Below are 18,899 nucleotides of genomic sequence, written 5' to 3'. Positions count from 1 at the left end.
GGGTCGTCATCATGAACCGCCCGCTCCGCATTGCCCTGGTGGCGCATCCGCGCCACCCGATTGCCGAACCATTCAAGGGTGGGATGGAGGCGCATAGTTTTCATCTTGCGCGAGGCCTGATGGCGCGGGGGCATGACGTCACGCTTTTCGCTGCGGGTGACAGCGATCCCGCCTTTACGATCGATCCCTTACTGCCTGTTCACTATGACCGCGACTACCCTTGGGAAAATACGAACCCCCATCCGGAGCTCTACACCGTTCTCGACAAGGCCTTTGGCGCGGCCCGCCACCGGATTTTTTCGGGACACTATGATATTGTTCATAACAACTCCCTCCATCGCTTCGTGATGCAGGAAGCAAAACGCACCGGCCTGCCTTGCGTGACGTCGCTGCATGTCCCGCCATTTGACGCCATACACGGCATCGTGCGTGACACGCTGAGTGACACCCATCATGTCACAGTGACATCCGCCCGACAGAACATATCATGGTGGGGGCAGGCCATTCCGCCTGAGAGCCTGGTTGTACATAACGGGATCGACATGGCCTGCTGGCCCTTCAGTGCCTCAGGGGGCGACCACGCCATCTGGTGCGGGCGGATAACACGCAACAAGGGGCCGCATCTCGCCATCGCAGCCGCAAAACGCGCCAATATATCGCTTCGTCTCTTTGGGTATCTGGAGGACAGGGCCTATTTCGATCAGGAGATCGCACCCGAATTGGGAGAGGGCATCACGTATGGCGGTGTTCTGGAAGGTGCAGACCTGTCGGATGAAATGCAACAGGCCGCACTGTTGCTGTTTACGCCTTGCTGGGATGAGCCTTTTGGTCTGATCGCTGTCGAGGCCATGGCGAGCGGGTTGCCAGTGGCCTCGTTCGATCAAGGCGCGGTACGAGAGGTCATCGGCGAAGAGTCCGGACGCTATGCTGCGCCTGAGGATGTATCCGGTCTTTCGGTAGCGATCAGAGAGGCTCTCGACATCAACAGGTCGATCCCCCGCCTTAGGGCCGAAGCCGCTTTCAGCCATGAGACGATGATCGACCGTTATGAGGTCATCTATGGGCAGGTCATGAACGCATCACAACGCCGCTCCCGCAAGGAAAACCCTTACGAGACGCTCATGTTGTAAACGGCGAAGATCGCCCAGAAAAGTGTGGCGCTCAGAGCCCAGTAATTCGTGTGGAAATGGTCCTGCATGTCGACCGACGTGCCCGCAATGGCCCAGGCAAGACAGACATGAAACATGACGACGCCCACGACCATAGCAATCATACGATAGCGCAGGCGACGTTGAGCCTTTGCTTCGGCAATATCCAAAGTGTCGTTGGCTAATTCTGCGGTCATCGTTTCTCTCCCAGACGAAGAAGCATCCGTGATGAGGTACATCCCCCCGGTGCCGTTCCGTCTTCAACTCGGTCATGCTTCGCGAGAAACACCGCAGACGCCAATGCGCCAAGGTGGCCTCGCTAATCACCCGGATAGAGTGCGAGAAACTGATCGGAAATGCAAGATATTGTCTGGATTTCAAATCAATACAATTAAATCAATTTAACAATTCTGCCGTTATTGACCCGTACATACCCATACAATTTTAGCACGCTTTCAATACAATCGGACGTCAGTGCTGCAAAGCACTGGAAACGCTTGGTTTTAGCCTCTCTTTTTCGTGATCACCGTAGGATATCCCGAACTCAGACGATATCCGCAAAGCCTGCGGCAGGCCTGTAGTCGAGGACTGATCGCAGATTGATCAGGGAATCCCGTAGCCCCGACAGGTCCGGCACGCTGCCCAAGGCAATCCGCACAGCTGAAGGCGAATGACCCGTCACCGCAAAGACAGAGCTGGGAACAAGCGCGAGACCTTGCCTGCGGGCGAACGTCACAAAATCAGAATTTCTCCACCACTCTGGTAGGGGCAGCCATACATGGGGGCTGGGCGATCGATCGTGCAGATGACGCCCCATGATCTGCGCCAGCACCTGATGACGATGGGTCAACTCTTCGCGGATGCTACGCAGACATTGCTGTGCCAGACCGGTTTCGATCCAGCGCGAAACAAGAGCGTCCAGCAAACCCGCCTTGGCCTGACAGATTGCGCGCACGCCAGAGGTAATCCGCCGGGTCATCTCGGCTCCTGGCAGGACGATATAAGCCGTGCGCAAACCGGGGCTGAGCACCTTGGACAAGGTGGCTACATAGATGACACGCGTCGGATCGAGCATCGCCAGTGTTGGCGGGGGCGCCTTGAGAAGGAGACTATAGGGATCATCTTCGACAATATGAACCTGATGGCGTCTGGCTATGGCCAATATGGCCTCTCGCCTGTTGACCGACCAGGTTGCGGTTGTGGGATTATGCAAGGTCGGGGTGCAATACAGAACGCGCGGCCTGTGCTGTGCACAAAGCTGATCCAGCGCCTCGGGGTTCATTCCCTCCTCATCGTGGCTCACCCCGAGCAGGACGTAACCGAATTGCGCTGCAATCGATCGCATGCCCGGATAGGTCAGATAATCTGTGACAATTGCCTCGCCCGGCCTGAGTAGCGAACTCATAATGGCCGAAAGCGCCACCTGGGCACCGGGTACGATGAGCACTTCATCCGCCCGCCTCCGCCCGAGGACTGGCTGCAGCCAGTTAACCCCGAGTTGACGATCCTGCTGCGTGCCGCCTGTCACCCGATAGGACATGATTGACTGGACGTCCTGATGGCGAAAGATTGACGCCATCTCCCCCTGGATCATGGTTTGAAGCGACGGATCCTGAGGCAGGGGGGGCGAATTCATTGTCAGGTCGATCACGCTGGCTCTCGTCTGGCGCCATGAGCCATCGCCCGCATTGATCCTGACGAATGTCCCTCTGCCAACCGTTGCATCAAGCAACCCACGCTTCTGGGCCTCGCCAATTGCGCGTGTCACCGTGCTGAGATTGGTCCCCAGACGGGCGGCGATCTCGCGCTGGGGAGGCAACTTCTCCCCCTCCTGCAAATCGCCCTCGCGAATGGAGTGAGCAATTGACTCGACCATCACGAGATAGAGCGCTCCGGTTCCCCGCTCGAGCGCTGCTCTCCATTCATCCAGATAAGCCTCGGCCGCCATCTTTCGCCCCCGCCTCTCGTCACGTCTCGCCAACGATCCACTCTGTTTAGCCCCGCAACCCCACGGGGAAAAGCAGCCCGGAATCTACCTTGACCGCATCGCCGAGGCCGCCGTTCGGCATACCATCGGCGCATCATAATAACGCAATTTGATAGTGATTAACTTATTTAACGACATTAGCCGTTGACAGAAACCGCCCATCCATTCTGTTATGATAGAATAATAACTATTTACCATAGTTTAATTGTGGTGATCCAGTCCTGTCATAGGAATTTTGATATGGTTTTCACAGATATTTTTCGTGCTATTGCTCAGGATGCGGCGCAGCGCGACTGTGAAAGAGCCCCTGCGCACGACGCTGTTGCCGCTCTGGCTCAGGCCGGATTTGGTCGGTTGCGTCTGGACAAGGCGGCAGGCGGGGCAGGTTTGAGCCTGTCTCAAAGCTTCAGGGTCCTGCGTGACCTCGCCAGCGCGGACTCCAATATTCCACAGATTTTCCGGGCGCATTTTGCCTTCGTTGAAACGCTGCGCGCCGGATTGCCGGATGCCGAACGGTGGCGCGGCCTGATACGCGAAAACCGGGTTCTGGGCGCGGCCATGGCCGAGCGCAATAACGAGACGAGCGTCACCACCCAGGTTACCGAGGCCCCTGAAGGGCTGCAGCTGAACGGACGCAAATACTACTCGACCGGAACGCTCTATGCTGACTGGATTATCGTCTGGGCCACTTTCGGCAGTGACAGGGTGCGTGTGCTCGTGCCTGCAGACGCCCCCGGCGTTACCCGACTGGACGACTGGGACGGGTTTGGCCAACGCCTGACCGGCAGCGGCACCACAATTTTCGAGCAGGTTCCGCTGCAGCCCTGGCAGATTGTCGAACGCTCATCATCTAACGCCCCGCCGAGCCAGCCTTTCCTTGGGGCCTATTATCAGCAATTCCACAACACCACCCTCGCAGGCATCGCCCAGGCCGTGCTGCGCGATGCACTGGATTTTGTCCGCCCGCGCGAGAGGGTATTCGGCGTGCCGGGCAAGGTGGTCCAGAAGGATGACCCGATCGTACAGAGCGTCGTGGGACGTCTGTCCTCTCTTGCCTACTCGACTGCTGTGCTTGCTGATCGCGGAGCACAGGCGCTTGAGGAGATCGAGCCGCTCTTCCTTGCCGGGCAGCATGATGACGATGCCATCGAAAAGGCCCAGGAGGAAATCTTCAAGGCGCAGCAGATCATCGCACAGCAGACGCTGGAAGCTGCCACGACCCTGTTCGAGGTTGGCGGTGCCTCGGCCACTTCCGAAACACGGCGTCTTGATCGGCATTGGCGCAATGCCCGCACACTGGCCTCGCATAATCCCGCCGCACAGCGCCAGCGCGAACTGGGCGATGTGGCGCTCAACGGCACCAGATTATGGACGCCCTACCGCGACGGGCTGCGCCGCCTTGCGGCAGACGCAAAACGGGAGAACGCAGCATGAGCCCTGCACCCCACGCCGATCGGCAGGGCGCGGCACCGCCCGGCAAACGCAAGACCCTTCACGTCAATCTGTTCGAGATGGCCTGCGTCAGTCACATCGTCCACGGCATGTGGCGCGAGGAAGGCAACCAGCGCCATCGTTTCGGCGAGATGGCGTTCTGGCTTGAAACAGCCCGCAAGGCCGAGGCTGCGGGGATGGATGCCATCTTCCTGGCGGACGTGATCGGCATCTATGACCGGTTTGGCGGGCTCGATGCGTCATTGCGTCTTGGTTTGCAGATTCCGAATCTCGATCCGCTCTCGCTCATTCCGGCAATGGCCGCCGTTACCACTACGCTCGGCTTTGCCGCGACATTTTCCACCACCTACGAACCACCTTTCGCCTTTGCGCGGCGCATGAGCACGCTCGACCTGCTGACGAATGGCCGCGTGGGCTGGAACGTCGTCACCTCCTACCTGCCCAATGCCGCACGCAATTTCGGCCTGGATGGCGAGCTGGAACATGACAGCCGCTACGACCGCGCCGATGAATATCTCGAAGTGCTCTACAAGCTCTGGGAAGGCAGTTGGGAGGAGGAGGCTGTCATTGCGGATCGCGATGGTGATCGCTTCAGCGATCCCGCTCGTGTGCGCCACATCAATCATGACGGCACGCATTTCCGTGTCGAGGGGCCGCATCTTGTGCAGCCCACACCACAGCGCACACCGGTTCTGTTTCAGGCCACCGGTTCGCCACGCGGGCTGAAAACGGCATCACGCCATGCCGAGGCCGTATTCATTGGCGGTCGCACACAGGATGAGGTGCGCAACCATATTGCCCGCACCCGCGCAGCGGCCGCAGCAGAAGGGCGCGATCCAGCAGAGCTGAAATTCTATGTGATGGCCGGTCTCATTGCAGGCCGCACAACCGAGGAAGCCGAGGCCAAACTGGCGCGCTACCGGGCTCTGTATTCCGTGGAGGGCGCACTCGTCCATGCTCAGGCTGAAATCGACCTGCGACAGTTCGACCCGGCGCTCACCATCGGTCAGGCCCTTTCTCAAAGCGGACGTGAATTGGGCAATATGGGGCGTCGCTTTGGTGCCGATCAGACAGTCGGTGCGGCGCTGGCGCAGATCGCAAGCTTTGACGAGGGGCGCTTTTTCATCGCCGGCACGCCGGAGCAGATTGCCGATGCCATCGAGACCTGGCTCGATGAGGACGGCATCGATGGCATCAATCTGCGGCAATATCACAGCCACGAAACGCTGGACGATTACGCCACCCTGATCGCGCCCGAATTGCGCCGTCGCGGAAGGCTGCCCCCCGCCCCGGCAGAGGGTGAAACGCTGCGCCATCGCCTGACAGGGCGCGACCGCCTGCCCGACACGCATCCCGCCGCCGCCTATCGCAAGCCCCCGGCCTTCTGGGCCGCGCCGCCAGCGTCCGACGCACATCCCAGCACGTCCCAGCCAGCTCGGCGCAAGCCAGAGCCCGCATCGCGACCCCAGACCAGCCCACGGCAAGAGACCGTACAGAAAGAAAGCGCCCTGCCATGACCCGCCCCCCCTTCTCCCTTCCGTTCGCACCGGCAGACAGCACCTCTTTCGGGGGGCATTCAGGCGATGGTGGTTCAGCCTACACGACCCCGGACAAGATCAACGTCCTGTGGTTCCTCCCCACGCATGGTGACAGCCGTTATCTTGGCACCAGCGAGGGCGGTCGCGCGGTCGATCTGCCCTATCTGCAGCAGATTGCCCGCGCCGCTGATTCGCTGGGCTATTATGGGGTGCTTCTGCCCACCGGGCGCAGCTGCGAGGATTCCTGGGTTGTTGCCTCCGCGCTGGTCACCTCGACCGAGCGTCTGAGATTCCTTGTGGCTGTGCGTCCGGGGCTTCAGTCACCCACGCTCGCCGCGCGCATGACCTCGACGCTTGACCGCCTGTCCGGAGGGCGTCTGCTGATCAACGTCGTGACAGGGGGTGACCCGCGCGAGAATGGCGGCGATGGGCTGTTTCATGACCATCCCACGCGCTACGCCATTACCGACGAATTTCTGGATATCTATTCGCGCCTCCTGCGTGGCGAAACGATCGCCCATGAAGGGCCGCATTTCCGCATCGAGGATGGTCGGCTGCTCTTTCCGCCCCATCAGGAAAACGGCCCGCCGCTCTATTTCGGCGGCTCTTCCGATGTCGGGATCGATATTGCGGCAAGACGGGTACAGAAATACCTGACCTGGGGCGAGCCGCCCGCCCTTGTGCGCGAGAAGATCGCCCGTGTGCGCGAGGCTGCTGCCAAAGCGGGTCGCGAGGTCAGCTTTGGCATACGCTTTCACGTCATTGCCCGCGAAACGACGGCAGAGGCCTGGGCAGAGGCAGACCGGCTGATTTCGAAACTCGATGATGCCACCATTGCCGAGGCACAATCTGTTTTTGCGCGGCTTGATTCCGTGGGGCAGTCACGCATGAGTGCCCTGCATGGCGGCCGGCGTGACAAGCTCGAGATCAGCCCGAACCTCTGGGCCGGTGTCGGGCTGGTTCGCGGTGGCGCGGGGACGGCGCTTGTGGGCGATCCGGCCACCATTGCCGAGCGTATGGATGAATACCGCCGCGCAGGGTGCGACAGCTTCATTCTCTCAGGTTATCCGCATCTGGAGGAAGCCTATCGCTTCGGTGAACTCGTGCTGCCGCTGCTGCCAACCGCCCATCCCGTGCGTACGAAGCAGGCCAGCAGCAATATGGGCCCGTTTGGCGAAACCATTGCCGGAAGCCACAGGCCCGGACGGGTCGCGGCGTCATAATGGGCAGCGCATCACCCCCCTACCCGGTTGCCATTATCGGCGGCGGCGCCTCAGGTGCGATGGTGGCCTATCATCTGCTCAGGCTGCGCCCTGACCTCGCCGCCGGCCAGGTGGCGATTATCGAGCCGCGTGCCCAGCTTGGCGCGGGGCTCGCTTATGGCACGCAGGACCCGCAGCACCGGATTAATGTGCCCGCGTCGCGCATGAGTCTCGATACCAGCGTGCCGGGAGATTTCCGCGCATGGCTCGATCTCGATGCCCTGTCCGCCACCGATCCTGACGCCTTTCTACCCTCGGGCGATCTCTACCCCTCACGGGCGCAGTTTGGCCGTTATGTTGCGGCCCGCCTCGCCCCCGAGATCACATCGGGGCGGTTGCGGCATATCCGCGCCGAAGCGCTCGATATCACGCGCGACAGGCTTTGGCGTATCGCTCTCAGCGATGGGCCGCCCATTCTGGCGGAACGGCTTGTCATCGCCCTGACCCATCCCGCACCCGCCCTGCCGGTGCCGCTCAGGGCGCTCGCCCACGACCGACGCGTGATTGCCAACCCGTGGCGTGACGACGCGCTGTCGCGCATCGGGGTGCAGGATCGCGTGGCCATTATCGGAACGGGCCTTACCATGGCCGATGTCGTGGCCAGCCTGACCGCACGCGGCCATCACGGACCCATCGTTGCCTTCTCACGGCGTGGGCTACGACCGCGCGCTCATGCTGCCGAGGCCTCGGCGCTCTCGGAGCTCCTGTCCATTGCGCCGGCCCCGACCGCAACGGGCCTGCTGCGCCATGTGCGACAGGCACTGCGCGATCATGCCGATCTCTCGTGGCACGAAGTGATTGATGCCGTGCGCAAGCAAGGGCTTGTTCTGTGGTCGGCACTTTCTCTTCCAGAGCGTCGACGACTGATACGTCACCTGCGCCCCTTCTGGGACGTGCATCGCTTCCGTATCGCCCCGCAGATCGACGCCATTCTGACACAGCGTCTGGCCGATAAAACGCTTAGCCTGCGTGCTGCACGCCTTGTGAGTGCAGAAATTTCGGAAGGTGGTGTGCGCCTGCGCATCCAGCCCCGGGACGGAACAAAGCTGGGGGAGCCCTCCTTTCCCCTTGTGGTGGATCACGTGATCAATACTACCGGCCCCGACCATGCAGGCATTGTCGCACACATGCCTGTGCTGCGCTCGCTCGCAGCACAGGGTGCCCTTGCCCCGGACCCGACCGGCCTTGGACTGCACACCGGCCTTGATCATCACGCGCTGTCTGATGGCCACAAGGTGGACTCCGTCCTTATTGCGGGACCGTTGTCACGCGGCACGTTCGGCGAATTGATGGGCCTGCCCGAAGTGACCGAGAACGCGCAAGCGGTGGCCCGCCATCTCGCGGCCCTCCTCTCTCTTGCAACGCAACGTCTGCCCGATGAGGTCCGATCATGAGTGCCGCCCCCTCTCATGCGCCCGAACGCCCGATCATCCGCTCGGCCGATGATATTGCGGCCCTGATCAATCGCGGGCCAAGCGGCAAGGGTCATGCCAATATCATCGTGCTGCTGGCTTTGGGCGGCGTGTTTCTTGACGCCTATGACCTGACGACCCTCTCTTATGGCATTGGCGATGTGCAGAAGCATTTCGGCCTGACCGGCTCACAAACCGGGATGGTCGCGGCCGCCATGAGCGCAGGGACGATTATCGGCAGCATCATGGGCGGATGGCTGACCGACCGTATCGGCCGCTACGCTGTATTTATGGCCGACATGGCATGCTTCGTGATTGCGGCCCTTGTTGCCGCTGCTGCACCAAGCGCGAGCATTCTCATCCTGGCCCGTTTTGCCATGGGGTTTGGCGTTGGTATGGATCTGCCCGTTGCCATGGCGTTTCTCTCCGAGTTCTCGAAGCTCTCGGGCAAGGGCAGCAAGGCCGGGCGGGCCGCCGCATGGTGCCCGACCTGGTATGCGGCCTCCTCGGCCTGCTTCATACTCGTGTTTGCGCTCAACGCCATTGTGCCAGCCAGCCACCCGGACTGGCTGTGGCGTGCCTCGCTGGGCTTTGGCGCGGTCCCCGCCCTGATCATCATTCTGGTGCGCAGCCGCTACATGAGTGAATCGCCGCTCTGGATTGCCCGCCACGGTGATCTGGAAAAAGCCGCCGCTATCCTGCGCGCCACACATGGAGTGGACCCGGTTCTGCATATCACGGTAGCGCCGCCGCGCCAGACGCCGCCCAGCCTGTTTGCCCTGCTGCGCAAACCCCTGCTCAAGCGCACCACGCTTGTCATTGGCATGAAGATCGTGAGCGCCACCTCCTATGCAGCGATTGCCTTCGGTCTGCCGGGACTCCTGTCGTCCATGCTGCACCTGCAACGCACCGAAGTGCTGGGTGTGTCGATCCTGCTCAATCTGGTCTTTGCCTTCAGTGGCGGCCTGCTTGGCGTCAGGCTGACCCGCAGTTTTGGATCGCGACCGATCACACTTGCCGGTTATGCCATGCAGGTGGCGGGCATTCTGCTGCTTGCCCTGACCGGTACGCCGCATAGCAGCCTGGGCATCGTGTCGGTGATGAGCGGTTTTGCCCTCTTTCTGTTCGCTCAGGGTTTCGGGCCAGGATGCCAGCAGATGGTCTATCCGACGCTCAGCTACCCGACCGAATTGCGCGGCACAGGCATTGGCTTCACCAACTTCGTGGCAGGCTTCAGTGGCACACTGAGCATGTGGGCGCTGCCTACGCTCTATACAGCACTCGGTATGCAGATCTTCTGGGTCATCCTGATTGCCCCCTTGTTCGGCATTGCGCTGCATATGGCGCTGCGATGGGAGGTGTTCGGCTATGACGCCGATGCTGACCCGACCCTGCGTCATGCCCTGTATCGCACACGGGACGGAAACCGGGGGCAGACGCTCTGCCCCTCAAACCAGGCCCCGTGAGCGCCCCCTCTTTCACCCTCCGGGCATGAAGGGCTTCTCCCTCTGCGCCCGGACGATCCGCGACCAAATTCAACGATTCCAAATGAGTGAAATAATGAACAACGAAAATATGACGTTTATCCCCTCATGCGACCGATGTCCGCCTTCTCGCACGCCCTCCAGTTCATTCATCACCCTCCCCGGATATCGCCCTTATGAAACACCGCCACCGATCTGAATTGCCCCTCCTGCGTCGCAACACGCTTGGCACTCATTCCCTCGCCCTTCTGGCCGGGGTGAGCCTTGTTCCCGTCTCGACGGCATTTGCCGCCGTCTCACCAAGTCGCAACCCAGCTCTCGTGCAGCCCGGTCACACGGCCACTCAGCCTGGCTCAAGTGCTGATTCACCGTCAGCTTCGGGACACGCAGCATCGGCAAAAGCCACCGATCGAGCCAGAAGGGGCCTCCAGACGCCCGACCGACGCAGTGGCGCGAAATCTGTCATCGGCGCCAAAGCGGAATCGATTACCGTTTCACAGCATCGTCTCTCCCCGGCCGCAGCAGCAAGCCGCCAGCTCGAAACCGTGCCGGGTGGGGTATCTGTCATCAGTTCGAAGGAAGTCCTTCGCAGCCGTAATCTGACCAATGCCGATCTGCTGGCCTTCCAGCCCGGCGTCTTTGCCCAGAGTTCTGGCGGCGGCGACGGGTTGCGCCTCTCCATTCGTGGTTCCGGCATCCAGACAGGCACCAACTACTTCCGCTCCGGCATTCTGCTGATGTTCGACGGGTTGCCCGTCACCACCCCTGCCGGCACGCCCTATGAGCTATTCGAGACGCTGGGCATCCAGTACACCGAGGTTTTGCGCGGTGCGAATGCGTTCGATTATGGCGGGTTGCAGCTTGGCGGTGCCATCAATTACGTGGCGCCCACGGGCTATACGGCCGATCATTTCCAGGCGCGTGTCGAGGCAGGCAGCTTCAATTACAACAAGCAGCAGATCAGCTCCGGCGCCGTGATCGGCAAGTCCGATTATTATATCAGCCTCACCAAATCCTATCGCGGCGGGTATCAGGCCCAGACAGCAGCGAGCAGCTTCGGCGTCAATGCCAATTACGGCTATCGCTTCAATGACAATGTCTCGACACGCCTCTTCTTTCGCTATCGCCAGACGCAGAACGGCTATCCGGGCTATCTGACCCGCGACCAGATCGAAACCAACCCCAAACAGGCTCAGGCGCTTTATGCCTCGCTGCACGGGCATCGCATCCAGCCCGGCAGCAAGTTCTATGGCGACATGACCACGATCCGTATCGATGACCGCTCGAAGCTCGAACTCGGTTTCGATTATCAGGATGCGCCGATCGATATCCAGAATACGGCGACTGCCCAGCGCTGGGGCTACAAGACAGTCGCGGGTGTGCTGCGTTACAGCCGCAACGACACTGCATGGGGCCACAAGAGCGAAACGCTGTTCGGCATCGATACCTATACCGATCTGGAGGCGTGGCAGACCAACCGGTCGCGCACCAATACGGGCATTTATGCCAAGATCCCCTTCGGCACCGTGCTGCGCCATTCGAATTACGGCGGCACCGATAACTACTTTCACATCCGGAACAATTTTGAGCTGTTCCATAATTTCTGGCTGACAGCAGCTGGCGCACTGGATTTCGTGCAGCGTTCGACCGAGGTCACCTATCCCACGCAGAGCTCAGTTGGCACATCCGGGCTCGGCTTTACGCCACGTGGCGGTTTTCGCTACGTGATTTCGCCCCATGCCTCTATTTACGGTAATGTCAGCCGCAGCTTCCAGCCGCCCAATGACTGGCAACTGCTTTCTGGCGCGCTTTACACCTCCGGCCCGGCGCAGGGCCTCAACGCGTCAGGGGTAAAGCTCGATAACCAGACCGCCACGACCTATGAAGTCGGCACACGGGGAGAGTGGAAAAACAATCGCTGGAGCGTCTCCTATTACTACTCAGACGTACGCAATGAGCTGCTCTCGGTCATGACGCCGCTCTCCCAGCTTTACGGTGCGGCCACCTATTCCAATGCCAGCCCGACGACGCATCAGGGTGTCGAGGCCTCGCTGGAAACCGATCTCATCAAATGGTCAGGCGGCAAGCTCGGCCTGCGCCAGTCCTATACATGGCAGGATTTCCACTTCAAGCATGATGCGGTGTTCGGCCATAACGCCCTGCCGGGCATACCGGCGCATTTCTACCAGGGGGAAATACGCCTCGACCTGAAGAACGGGCTTTATGCCAATTTCAATACACAGGTCTCGTCAAAAGTCTCCGGCTCCTATGACGACACCTATTACGCCCCGTCCTACCACATCTTCAATACCACCATCGGGTATGAGTGGCCGCACAAACACCGGCAGGTCTTTCTGTCCTTCAACAACCTCGCCAACACGCATTACGCCTCGATCGTAGTGCCGGGCTACATCGCCGCAGGCAAGCAGCTCTCGGTGTTTCAACCCGGCGACGGCTTTGGCGTTTTCGCCGGTGTTTCGGCGGGCTTTAACTGAAACCCGTCTGTGAGGCGGCCTCGAAAACCACCTCGTGAACGGTTCAACCCATATCCCAGGTCATCTCGACCTGGGATTCATAGGTCCGATTTTTGACCCAGCGCCTCGGCAACCAAATGATCCCAGCCCCATCCCGCGACAGAGCCTCAGGCGGGGGGGCGAGATCCGGCACACCGTCATAAAAAATATGTAAAAAAGCAATCATCGGTGTCCCGTCCCGGCTGGAACGGTATTCCGCACTCTGAAGCCATATGGGCTCTCCGAGGAACTTGTCTCCCTCCCATCTCAGAAGTGGAGATTCAGGCAGAACTTCTCCCGCCACCTCGTCAAGAACAAACCGACGTTCAGCCTCAGGGCTCATAAAAAAGGGTTCGCTGACGCTATACGGCATGTCCGCAAGCTCGAAAAACTCTGGCCTTGCGTCTGGACGGGAGGAATACTCTCGTGCGCTTCCCGTATCTCTCGTTCGACAGAACCTTGCGATGTCACGCCCTAAAGGCGCTTCTTGATCGGAGGATGAGGGTGCAGTGTACAGTGCACATTTCTCCCCGGCACGAACGAAACGCAGCTCGTAAGGCGGATTGTCAGGCGTATGGGGCCAGACATCAATGATCGGATTGACGAAAACGAGGAATGAGGTGACATCTTCAGGCAGACAAGCGCGAACCGGATCCGGGAGATCAGATACCTGGTATTGACAGTAGAAGAGATAAGGTCCGCTCTTCTCTCCCCAGCGCCAATTTGGCCACGCCATCGTTTCCGGCATGAAGGGGGATCCGAAATAACGGCTCGACTCTTCGTTCTGAACGCCTGAGGTCCCTTCTTCCATGCTCTGGAACCGGGGAATATAGGCGTCGGCGGTCAGTTTCTGAGCGAGTAATGCGCCCAAGGCCGCACGGGCTTCGATAATTTTCGACTCCAGATCGATTCTTCGCAGGTCGATAACAGGAATGCTCTTGCCAGTGAGATCAAGATAGGCCTGCGCGAGAAGAGGATCCGCATCATTGATGATGACCAGCGCCGCAACGGTGGCGGGTTGCACTTGGAGATATGCGCTTATCTCCTCCATTGAGGCTCCGAAATTTGGGTAGGTGCGCGGCGGCAAGACCTCATCGGGACCCCATAGTTTCCCAGGCAGCGTCAGATCGCCCGCGCAAAGCCTGATAGACGTGTCCGCCAGCCTGCACTCAAGAGGAGACCGGACCGTAAGGTCGATATTAAGTCCCTGCGCGACGATAAAGGCTTGAGCTTCAGGCCCTCTCACCAGTCCGAACCTTCCGTTCGGCAGCCCCCAAGAGAAGGGTTCACATGTTGACGGAATGGCGCTTATAGATGCCAGACGGTCATAGCAGGGCAACGACATTGGTGTAACTCCTGGTGCTTTCCTGCACCTCATTTTACGCCAGCATGTCCGTTAACGCCCCCATGATTCAAGCCGCCTGCGACGAATATATCGGGATTGTGCTCTCCGTAAGTCCCCTTGCCTCAGCGACTAGGAAATAGGTGACAAGCGCAGGCGTCGATATCTCCAATCATAGCTAGACCCATGTTTTTATATGGTTTTAAAGGACACGCCGTACCGCCGAATGCTCTGCTGGGGCGAATTCATGGAACGGTCACACTCCGGCTCTCGGGAATCCTTTATCGAGGCGCCGTAACCCGGCACTCTTCTGGAAAAGGAGCAGGTCAATGGAACTTCAGCTTCAGCACGACAGATCCTCAGCCCCTTCAGATCGCTGGCGCCAGACGCTTGTTGCGGCATGGCGGGAGCACCGTCTGACAGCCATTTCCCTGCAATCGCGTCGCGGCGCGCTCATGGCTCTCGATGAAGAGCCCCTGCGTGAGGATGACCAGACCTGAGGCGTGACCCGCTTTATATCCGGCCCCACGCTTCAGACAAAAGGCCGCTTCTCTCCTCGCTGAACAGATGTTATCGCCGTTGATCATGACTCGTCCGACACGTTCTCTCGCCGCCGCCCTCCTTGCCCTGACCTGCCTGAGCCCAAGCCTCGCTGCGAAACCGGCACAGGCACAGGCACAAACTGCCCGTGATGCGGCGGAGGGATTCCGAACCAGGACACCCATCAAGCATGTGGTCGTCATTTTCGATGAAAACGTTTCCTTCGATCATTATTTCGCCACCTATCCCCAGGCAGCCAATCTCGAAGGTGAGCCGATTTTCCTGCCGCAGCTTGGCACACCGCCCGCTAATACCCTTCTGCGCGCCAATCTTCTGACCCATAACCCCAACACCAACCCGGCGAATGGTGCGGACGCAGCGCTGCCCTTCCGGCTGGACCGGACGCAGGCCAGCACGGCCGACCAGAATCATGGCTACACGGCCGAACAGATGGCCTATAATGGCGGCAAGGCCGATCTGTTTCCGCTTCATACCGGCAGGGCCTCACCCGGCGGTGTCGGGGCTTTTGCCACGCGCGGTCAGGTCATGGGCTATTTCGATGGCAACACGGTTACCGCCCTCTGGCGCTACGCACAGCGTTTTGCCATGAGCGATAATGCCTTTACCGATACCTATGGTCCCTCCACGCCCGGTGCGCTCGAAATCGTTTCGGGTCAGACCAACGGTCTGCATATCACTGCCTCGGCCGAGAAACGAAGCACACGCGAGCATCCCTCGCCCTTTATCCCCGATGGGTCAGGCAATGGCGGGACGGGAGCGGATGATCAGGGGCGTATGACCATGATCAACGATATCGACCCCAGCGGAGACGTCTGTTCGCTTCCCGGTGAGCAGGTCTGGATGGAAGGCCGCAATATCGGTGATCTGCTGACGGCAAAAGGCGTAAGCTGGGGCGGCTTCATGGCCGGGTTCGACCTGTCTGCCCGCAACCGCAACGGAACAACCGGGTGCCAGCGCGCCACCTATTCGAGCATCGTTGCCCAGACAGTGGTGGATTACATTCCTCATCACAACTGGTTCCAGTATTATCCCTCCACCGCCAATCCCAAACATCTGCGCCCCTCGGGTGTTGCGGCCATTGGTCAGACGCTTGGCATGGATGGCAGGACGAAAGACCCCGCCAACCACCAGTATGATCTCGAGGATTTCATAACCGCCACACGGGCCGGTCATATGCCTGCAGTGTCGTTCCTCAAACTTCCCGCCTTTCAGGATGCCCATGCGGGCTATTCCAACCCGCTGGACGAGCAGGAAGGCGTGGTACGTCTGGTCAATTTCATCCAGTCCCGTCCTGAATGGAAAGACACGGCCATCATCATTGCCTATGATGACTCCGATGGCTGGTATGACCATGCCTTCGTCAAACCCCAGCACAGCTCTCATGACCCGCAGGCCGATCAGCTGGATGGCCCCGGCCAGTGCGGCAACGCGCCTGCCCCTGCCGGGGTGAAGGGCAAACCGGTCAACGGACGATGTGGTCCGGGCACGAGAACGCCGCTTCTCGTTCTCTCCCCCTGGGCACGCCGTAATGCGATTGACCATACCCTGCTGACCCAGAGTTCAGTCCTGCGCTTCATCGAGAATAACTGGCTTGCCGGGGCGCGCCTGGGTGGCGGATCATTCGATCAGGACGCGAACGACCTCGATACGCTGTTCGACTTCAAAAAACAGCCTGACCTGTCGCCGCTCTATCTTGCCCCCAGAGACGGCTCGATCCTGCATGATGCGCCGACGGTCTTCTGAGAAATCGCCTGCATTCGCTGCACCCCGCACTGATTTACCAAGGCCTTTGCAAGGGGGGCGTACTCGTCTGATCCAGCGGATTTTCCCACTTTGGGTCGGGGCCGTCTGGATGCTGGGCTGTCATCCCGGTCTGGCCCTTGCCGCCTCGCAAAGCGCCGCACCTGAGTGCAGCATACGTGCCGATGGCAGCAATCCCTGCCCTGTCACACTGCTGCGTCCGGTAACAGCGCCCCTTTCCGCGATGGCCCGACTGGGCCGCGATCTGTTCAACGACCCTAAACTTTCGGGGTCGGGGCAGCTTTCCTGCGCTTCCTGCCATGTGCCAAAGGCTCATTACGCGCCCGATGATGACCGTGTATTTGCCCGCGGTGGACGGACGATGCAGGCTGCTGGCGTGAGGGCGGTGCCGTCTCTTACCTATCGGGAGCGCCAGCCGCCCTTCAGTATCGGGCCGGATGATGCCACCAGCGAGGCCGCACCCGCCGCTCCTGCGCAGGCAGGCCCACAGACGCCGCACGCAGCCAAATCCGCCGGCAACACGGCGGCCTCTGCCCTGGCCCTCGTGCCTCAGGGCGGATTGTTCTGGGACGGCCGGGCCGATACGCTACAGGCGCAGGCAGCGGGGCCCCTTTTCGATCCGCGCGAAATGGCTGCCACCCAGGCTGATGTCGTGCAGCGCCTGCGCCATGCACCCTACACGAAGGCATTGATGGCGCTGGTCGGTGGCTCAGCCTCCGATGACATGCTGGTCGCAGAGGCACTCTTTGCCCTTGCCCGATACCAGATTGAATCTCCCGGCTTTCACCCATACTCCAGCCGCTATGATGCCTGGCTTGAGGGCAAGGCGCGTCTGACACCCCATGAAGCCGAGGGTCTGACGCTCTTCAATGATCCGGAAAAGGGAAATTGCGCCGCCTGTCATCTCAGCACGGTCGATGCGGAGGGGCGACCACCGCTTTTCACCGATCATCAATACGAGGCCCTTGCCGCGCCACGACAGAAACTCGCCCTGCCCGGCAGTGTGGATCTGGGTCTGTGCGCTGCCGGCCGGACCGATATCGGCGCCGCTTCTGGCTATTGCGGGTTCTTTCGCACCCCCTCTCTGCGCAACAGCGCCACGCGTCGGCATTTTTTCCATAATGGCGTGTTCACCTCCCTGCGTGAGGTAATGGATTTCTATGTGCTGCGCGATATCGAGCCCGCGCGCTTCTATCCTCGCAACAGAGACGGAACGGTCGCCCTTTATGACGATCTGCCCAAGCAATACCGCGCCAATGTCGACAGGAATGACGCGCCTTTCGGGCCGCGTGACAAACCCGCCCTGACGGAGGCCGAACGCGACAGGATTGTGGATTTTCTCAACACCCTGACCGACGCCCCTGCTGACGGTCAGGGGCACCCCACACCCCCATGATCCGCATTTGTCGCGTTCAGATCAGACGATTGATGAGACGAATTGCCCTGACGTGGCCGCGGCGATCTGACCAACATTCATGTCGGTTGGAACAAAAATGACGGTCGCCTTGCCCGAGCGGCTGGCTGTCACCACCATATCGGCCTGATTGACATTCTGCATGAGGGTCAGGATCGCTTCTTCACTCACACCCGGCACGCTCTGGCGAAACAGCTCCGCCGCCTCGGCAAACCCTGCCGCAATCGCCTTGCGTTCATTGGCGATACCCTCACCCTGCAGCTTCTTGCTCTCGGCCTCGGCTCGGGCAATACCAACGCGCCGCACCATTTCGGCCTCGGCTTCAGCCTGCGCGGCGTCCTTGCGCGCAATGGCGGCCAGCTTGTTGTTCATGGCCTCTTGAATCTCGCGCGGTGGCATGGGCTGCTCGATCGTAACGCCATGGATATCGAGACCCGATTCAAGGGCATCGGCCACCTGATCGGCAATGACGCGGCGGGCAATCTCGTTGCGTTGCGAGTAGAGCGCGGCCAGCGTCATCGTGGACGCAATCTGCCGGATTTCATTCTCTACCCGAAAGACCAGACGCTTGACGGGCTGCGATACCTTGTAGGCGTAGTTGAACACGGCCTCGCTGTCATCACGGACACTGTAGAGCAGCACCCAGCGTATCTCGATGAACACGTCATCCAGCGTCTTGACCTCGGAAGAGGTCTCTACCTGCATCTGCTGGAGGGACACCTTGTACGAAACGCGTGTCAGCAACGGAATACGGAAGTGCAGCCCGCTTTCGAGAAGCTTGCGCTGCGGCTTACCGAGAAACTCGGTGACGTAAACCATCCGCCCCGGCACGATCATGATCCCGCCGAACAGCAGACAGAAGACGAGGAGGAGAGCGAGAACCACAACAATGGTGAGAAGAACGGGCGCGGGAATGGTCAGTGTTTCCTTCTTGCGGGAGAAGCCCCCAACCATAGCCGTGTTATCCAGCCAATACAGAGAGAATTGTTACGTCCGCATTATTGAGCGCCCCAGACAAGCGCTGC

The 18,899-nt window shown here is 60.2% G+C and carries 14 protein-coding genes; 10 read left to right on the top strand and 4 right to left on the bottom strand.

The window, feature by feature from the left end; genetic code table 11:
- Positions 1–11 precede the first annotated feature (11 nt).
- A complete protein-coding gene (locus F3J08_RS04800) occupies positions 12–1,130 on the top strand; it encodes a glycosyltransferase (RefSeq protein WP_166928621.1) in 1,119 nt (372 codons plus the stop codon).
- Here F3J08_RS04800 and F3J08_RS04795 read toward each other — a convergent pair.
- Together F3J08_RS04795 and F3J08_RS04790 are read right to left on the bottom strand one after the other, a co-directional pair.
- On the bottom strand, positions 1,109–1,345 hold the full coding sequence (locus F3J08_RS04795) for a hypothetical protein (protein ID WP_162922317.1): 237 nt from the start codon (positions 1,343–1,345) through the stop codon (positions 1,109–1,111). The genes F3J08_RS04800 and F3J08_RS04795 overlap by 22 nt on opposite strands.
- A 347-nt stretch (positions 1,346–1,692) precedes the next feature.
- The gene (locus F3J08_RS04790; RefSeq protein WP_122040157.1) at positions 1,693–3,096 is read right to left on the bottom strand and encodes a PLP-dependent aminotransferase family protein; all 1,404 of its coding nucleotides are present in this window, start codon (positions 3,094–3,096) and stop codon (positions 1,693–1,695) included.
- A 279-nt stretch (positions 3,097–3,375) separates the two neighbouring features.
- On the opposite strand from F3J08_RS04790, the gene F3J08_RS04785 reads away from it, so the two are divergent.
- From F3J08_RS04785 to F3J08_RS04760, 6 genes are all read left to right on the top strand, one after another.
- Positions 3,376–4,569 (top strand): acyl-CoA dehydrogenase family protein, encoded by a 1,194-nt coding sequence (locus F3J08_RS04785; protein WP_166928620.1) that lies wholly within the window; start codon positions 3,376–3,378, stop codon positions 4,567–4,569.
- 77 nt (positions 4,570–4,646) lie between these two features.
- A complete protein-coding gene (locus tag F3J08_RS04780) occupies positions 4,647–6,104 on the top strand; it encodes an NtaA/DmoA family FMN-dependent monooxygenase (protein ID WP_166928688.1) in 1,458 nt (485 codons plus the stop codon).
- A 98-nt stretch (positions 6,105–6,202) separates the two neighbouring features.
- Complete coding sequence (gene ssuD, locus F3J08_RS04775) at positions 6,203–7,348, top strand: FMNH2-dependent alkanesulfonate monooxygenase (RefSeq protein ID WP_370458670.1); 1,146 nt, start codon at positions 6,203–6,205, stop codon at positions 7,346–7,348.
- Entirely contained in the window at positions 7,348–8,781 is a 1,434-nt protein-coding gene (locus F3J08_RS04770; RefSeq protein ID WP_166928618.1) for an FAD/NAD(P)-binding protein, read from the top strand. Before ssuD ends, F3J08_RS04770 begins: the two co-directional genes overlap by 1 nt.
- The gene (locus F3J08_RS04765; protein ID WP_166928617.1) at positions 8,778–10,265 is read left to right on the top strand and encodes an MFS transporter; all 1,488 of its coding nucleotides are present in this window, start codon (positions 8,778–8,780) and stop codon (positions 10,263–10,265) included. Before F3J08_RS04770 ends, F3J08_RS04765 begins: the two co-directional genes overlap by 4 nt.
- A gap of 194 nt (positions 10,266–10,459) precedes the next feature.
- On the top strand, positions 10,460–12,778 hold the full coding sequence (locus F3J08_RS04760; protein ID WP_205206710.1) for a TonB-dependent receptor domain-containing protein: 2,319 nt from the start codon (positions 10,460–10,462) through the stop codon (positions 12,776–12,778).
- 43 nt (positions 12,779–12,821) lie between these two features.
- Here the strand turns inward: F3J08_RS04760 and F3J08_RS04755 are convergent, their stop codons facing one another.
- Entirely contained in the window at positions 12,822–13,847 is a 1,026-nt protein-coding gene (locus F3J08_RS04755) for a hypothetical protein (protein ID WP_166928616.1), read from the bottom strand.
- 620 nt (positions 13,848–14,467) lie between these two features.
- On the opposite strand from F3J08_RS04755, the gene F3J08_RS04750 reads away from it, so the two are divergent.
- The 3 genes from F3J08_RS04750 (at position 14,468) to F3J08_RS04740 (ending at position 17,856) form a co-directional block, all read left to right on the top strand.
- A complete protein-coding gene (locus F3J08_RS04750; RefSeq protein WP_023979975.1) occupies positions 14,468–14,638 on the top strand; it encodes a hypothetical protein in 171 nt (56 codons plus the stop codon).
- Positions 14,639–14,723: 85 nt separating this feature from the next.
- The gene (locus F3J08_RS04745) at positions 14,724–16,442 is read left to right on the top strand and encodes a phospholipase C (RefSeq protein ID WP_166928615.1); all 1,719 of its coding nucleotides are present in this window, start codon (positions 14,724–14,726) and stop codon (positions 16,440–16,442) included.
- A gap of 109 nt (positions 16,443–16,551) precedes the next feature.
- On the top strand, positions 16,552–17,856 hold the full coding sequence (locus tag F3J08_RS04740) for a cytochrome-c peroxidase (protein WP_240149133.1): 1,305 nt from the start codon (positions 16,552–16,554) through the stop codon (positions 17,854–17,856).
- A 21-nt stretch (positions 17,857–17,877) separates the two neighbouring features.
- On the opposite strand, the gene F3J08_RS04735 is transcribed toward F3J08_RS04740, so the two are convergent.
- A complete protein-coding gene (locus F3J08_RS04735; RefSeq protein ID WP_166928614.1) occupies positions 17,878–18,828 on the bottom strand; it encodes an SPFH domain-containing protein in 951 nt (316 codons plus the stop codon).
- Between the last annotated feature and the right edge of the window lie 71 nt (positions 18,829–18,899).

Origin of the sequence: Asaia sp. As-1742 (assembly GCF_011753235.1) — a bacterium.
Taxonomy (GTDB): domain Bacteria; phylum Pseudomonadota; class Alphaproteobacteria; order Acetobacterales; family Acetobacteraceae; genus Asaia; species Asaia bogorensis_B.
The sequence above is the reverse complement of the archived record's forward strand: the minus strand, read 5'-3'. Positions and strand labels throughout refer to the sequence as shown.

Bases quoted from the DNA above. Each gene is read 5' to 3' on its own strand.
- F3J08_RS04760 (WP_205206710.1), top strand. From the start codon at position 10,460: ATGAAACACCGCCACCGATCTGAATTGCCCCTCCTGCGTCGCAACACG.
- F3J08_RS04780 (WP_166928688.1), top strand. From the start codon at position 4,647: ATGGCCTGCGTCAGTCACATCGTCCACGGCATGTGGCGCGAGGAAGGC.
- F3J08_RS04755 (WP_166928616.1), bottom strand. From the start codon at position 13,847: ATGGAGGAGATAAGCGCATATCTCCAAGTGCAACCCGCCACCGTTGCG.
- F3J08_RS04770 (WP_166928618.1), top strand. From the start codon at position 7,348: ATGGGCAGCGCATCACCCCCCTACCCGGTTGCCATTATCGGCGGCGGC.
- F3J08_RS04745 (WP_166928615.1), top strand. From the start codon at position 14,724: ATGACTCGTCCGACACGTTCTCTCGCCGCCGCCCTCCTTGCCCTGACC.
- F3J08_RS04765 (WP_166928617.1), top strand. From the start codon at position 8,778: ATGAGTGCCGCCCCCTCTCATGCGCCCGAACGCCCGATCATCCGCTCG.
- F3J08_RS04800 (WP_166928621.1), top strand. From the start codon at position 12: ATGAACCGCCCGCTCCGCATTGCCCTGGTGGCGCATCCGCGCCACCCG.
- F3J08_RS04790 (WP_122040157.1), bottom strand. From the start codon at position 3,096: ATGGCGGCCGAGGCTTATCTGGATGAATGGAGAGCAGCGCTCGAGCGG.
- F3J08_RS04735 (WP_166928614.1), bottom strand. From the start codon at position 18,828: ATGGTTGGGGGCTTCTCCCGCAAGAAGGAAACACTGACCATTCCCGCG.
- F3J08_RS04750 (WP_023979975.1), top strand. From the start codon at position 14,468: ATGGAACTTCAGCTTCAGCACGACAGATCCTCAGCCCCTTCAGATCGC.
- F3J08_RS04785 (WP_166928620.1), top strand. From the start codon at position 3,376: ATGGTTTTCACAGATATTTTTCGTGCTATTGCTCAGGATGCGGCGCAG.
- F3J08_RS04795 (WP_162922317.1), bottom strand. From the start codon at position 1,345: ATGACCGCAGAATTAGCCAACGACACTTTGGATATTGCCGAAGCAAAG.
- F3J08_RS04740 (WP_240149133.1), top strand. From the start codon at position 16,552: ATGCTGGGCTGTCATCCCGGTCTGGCCCTTGCCGCCTCGCAAAGCGCC.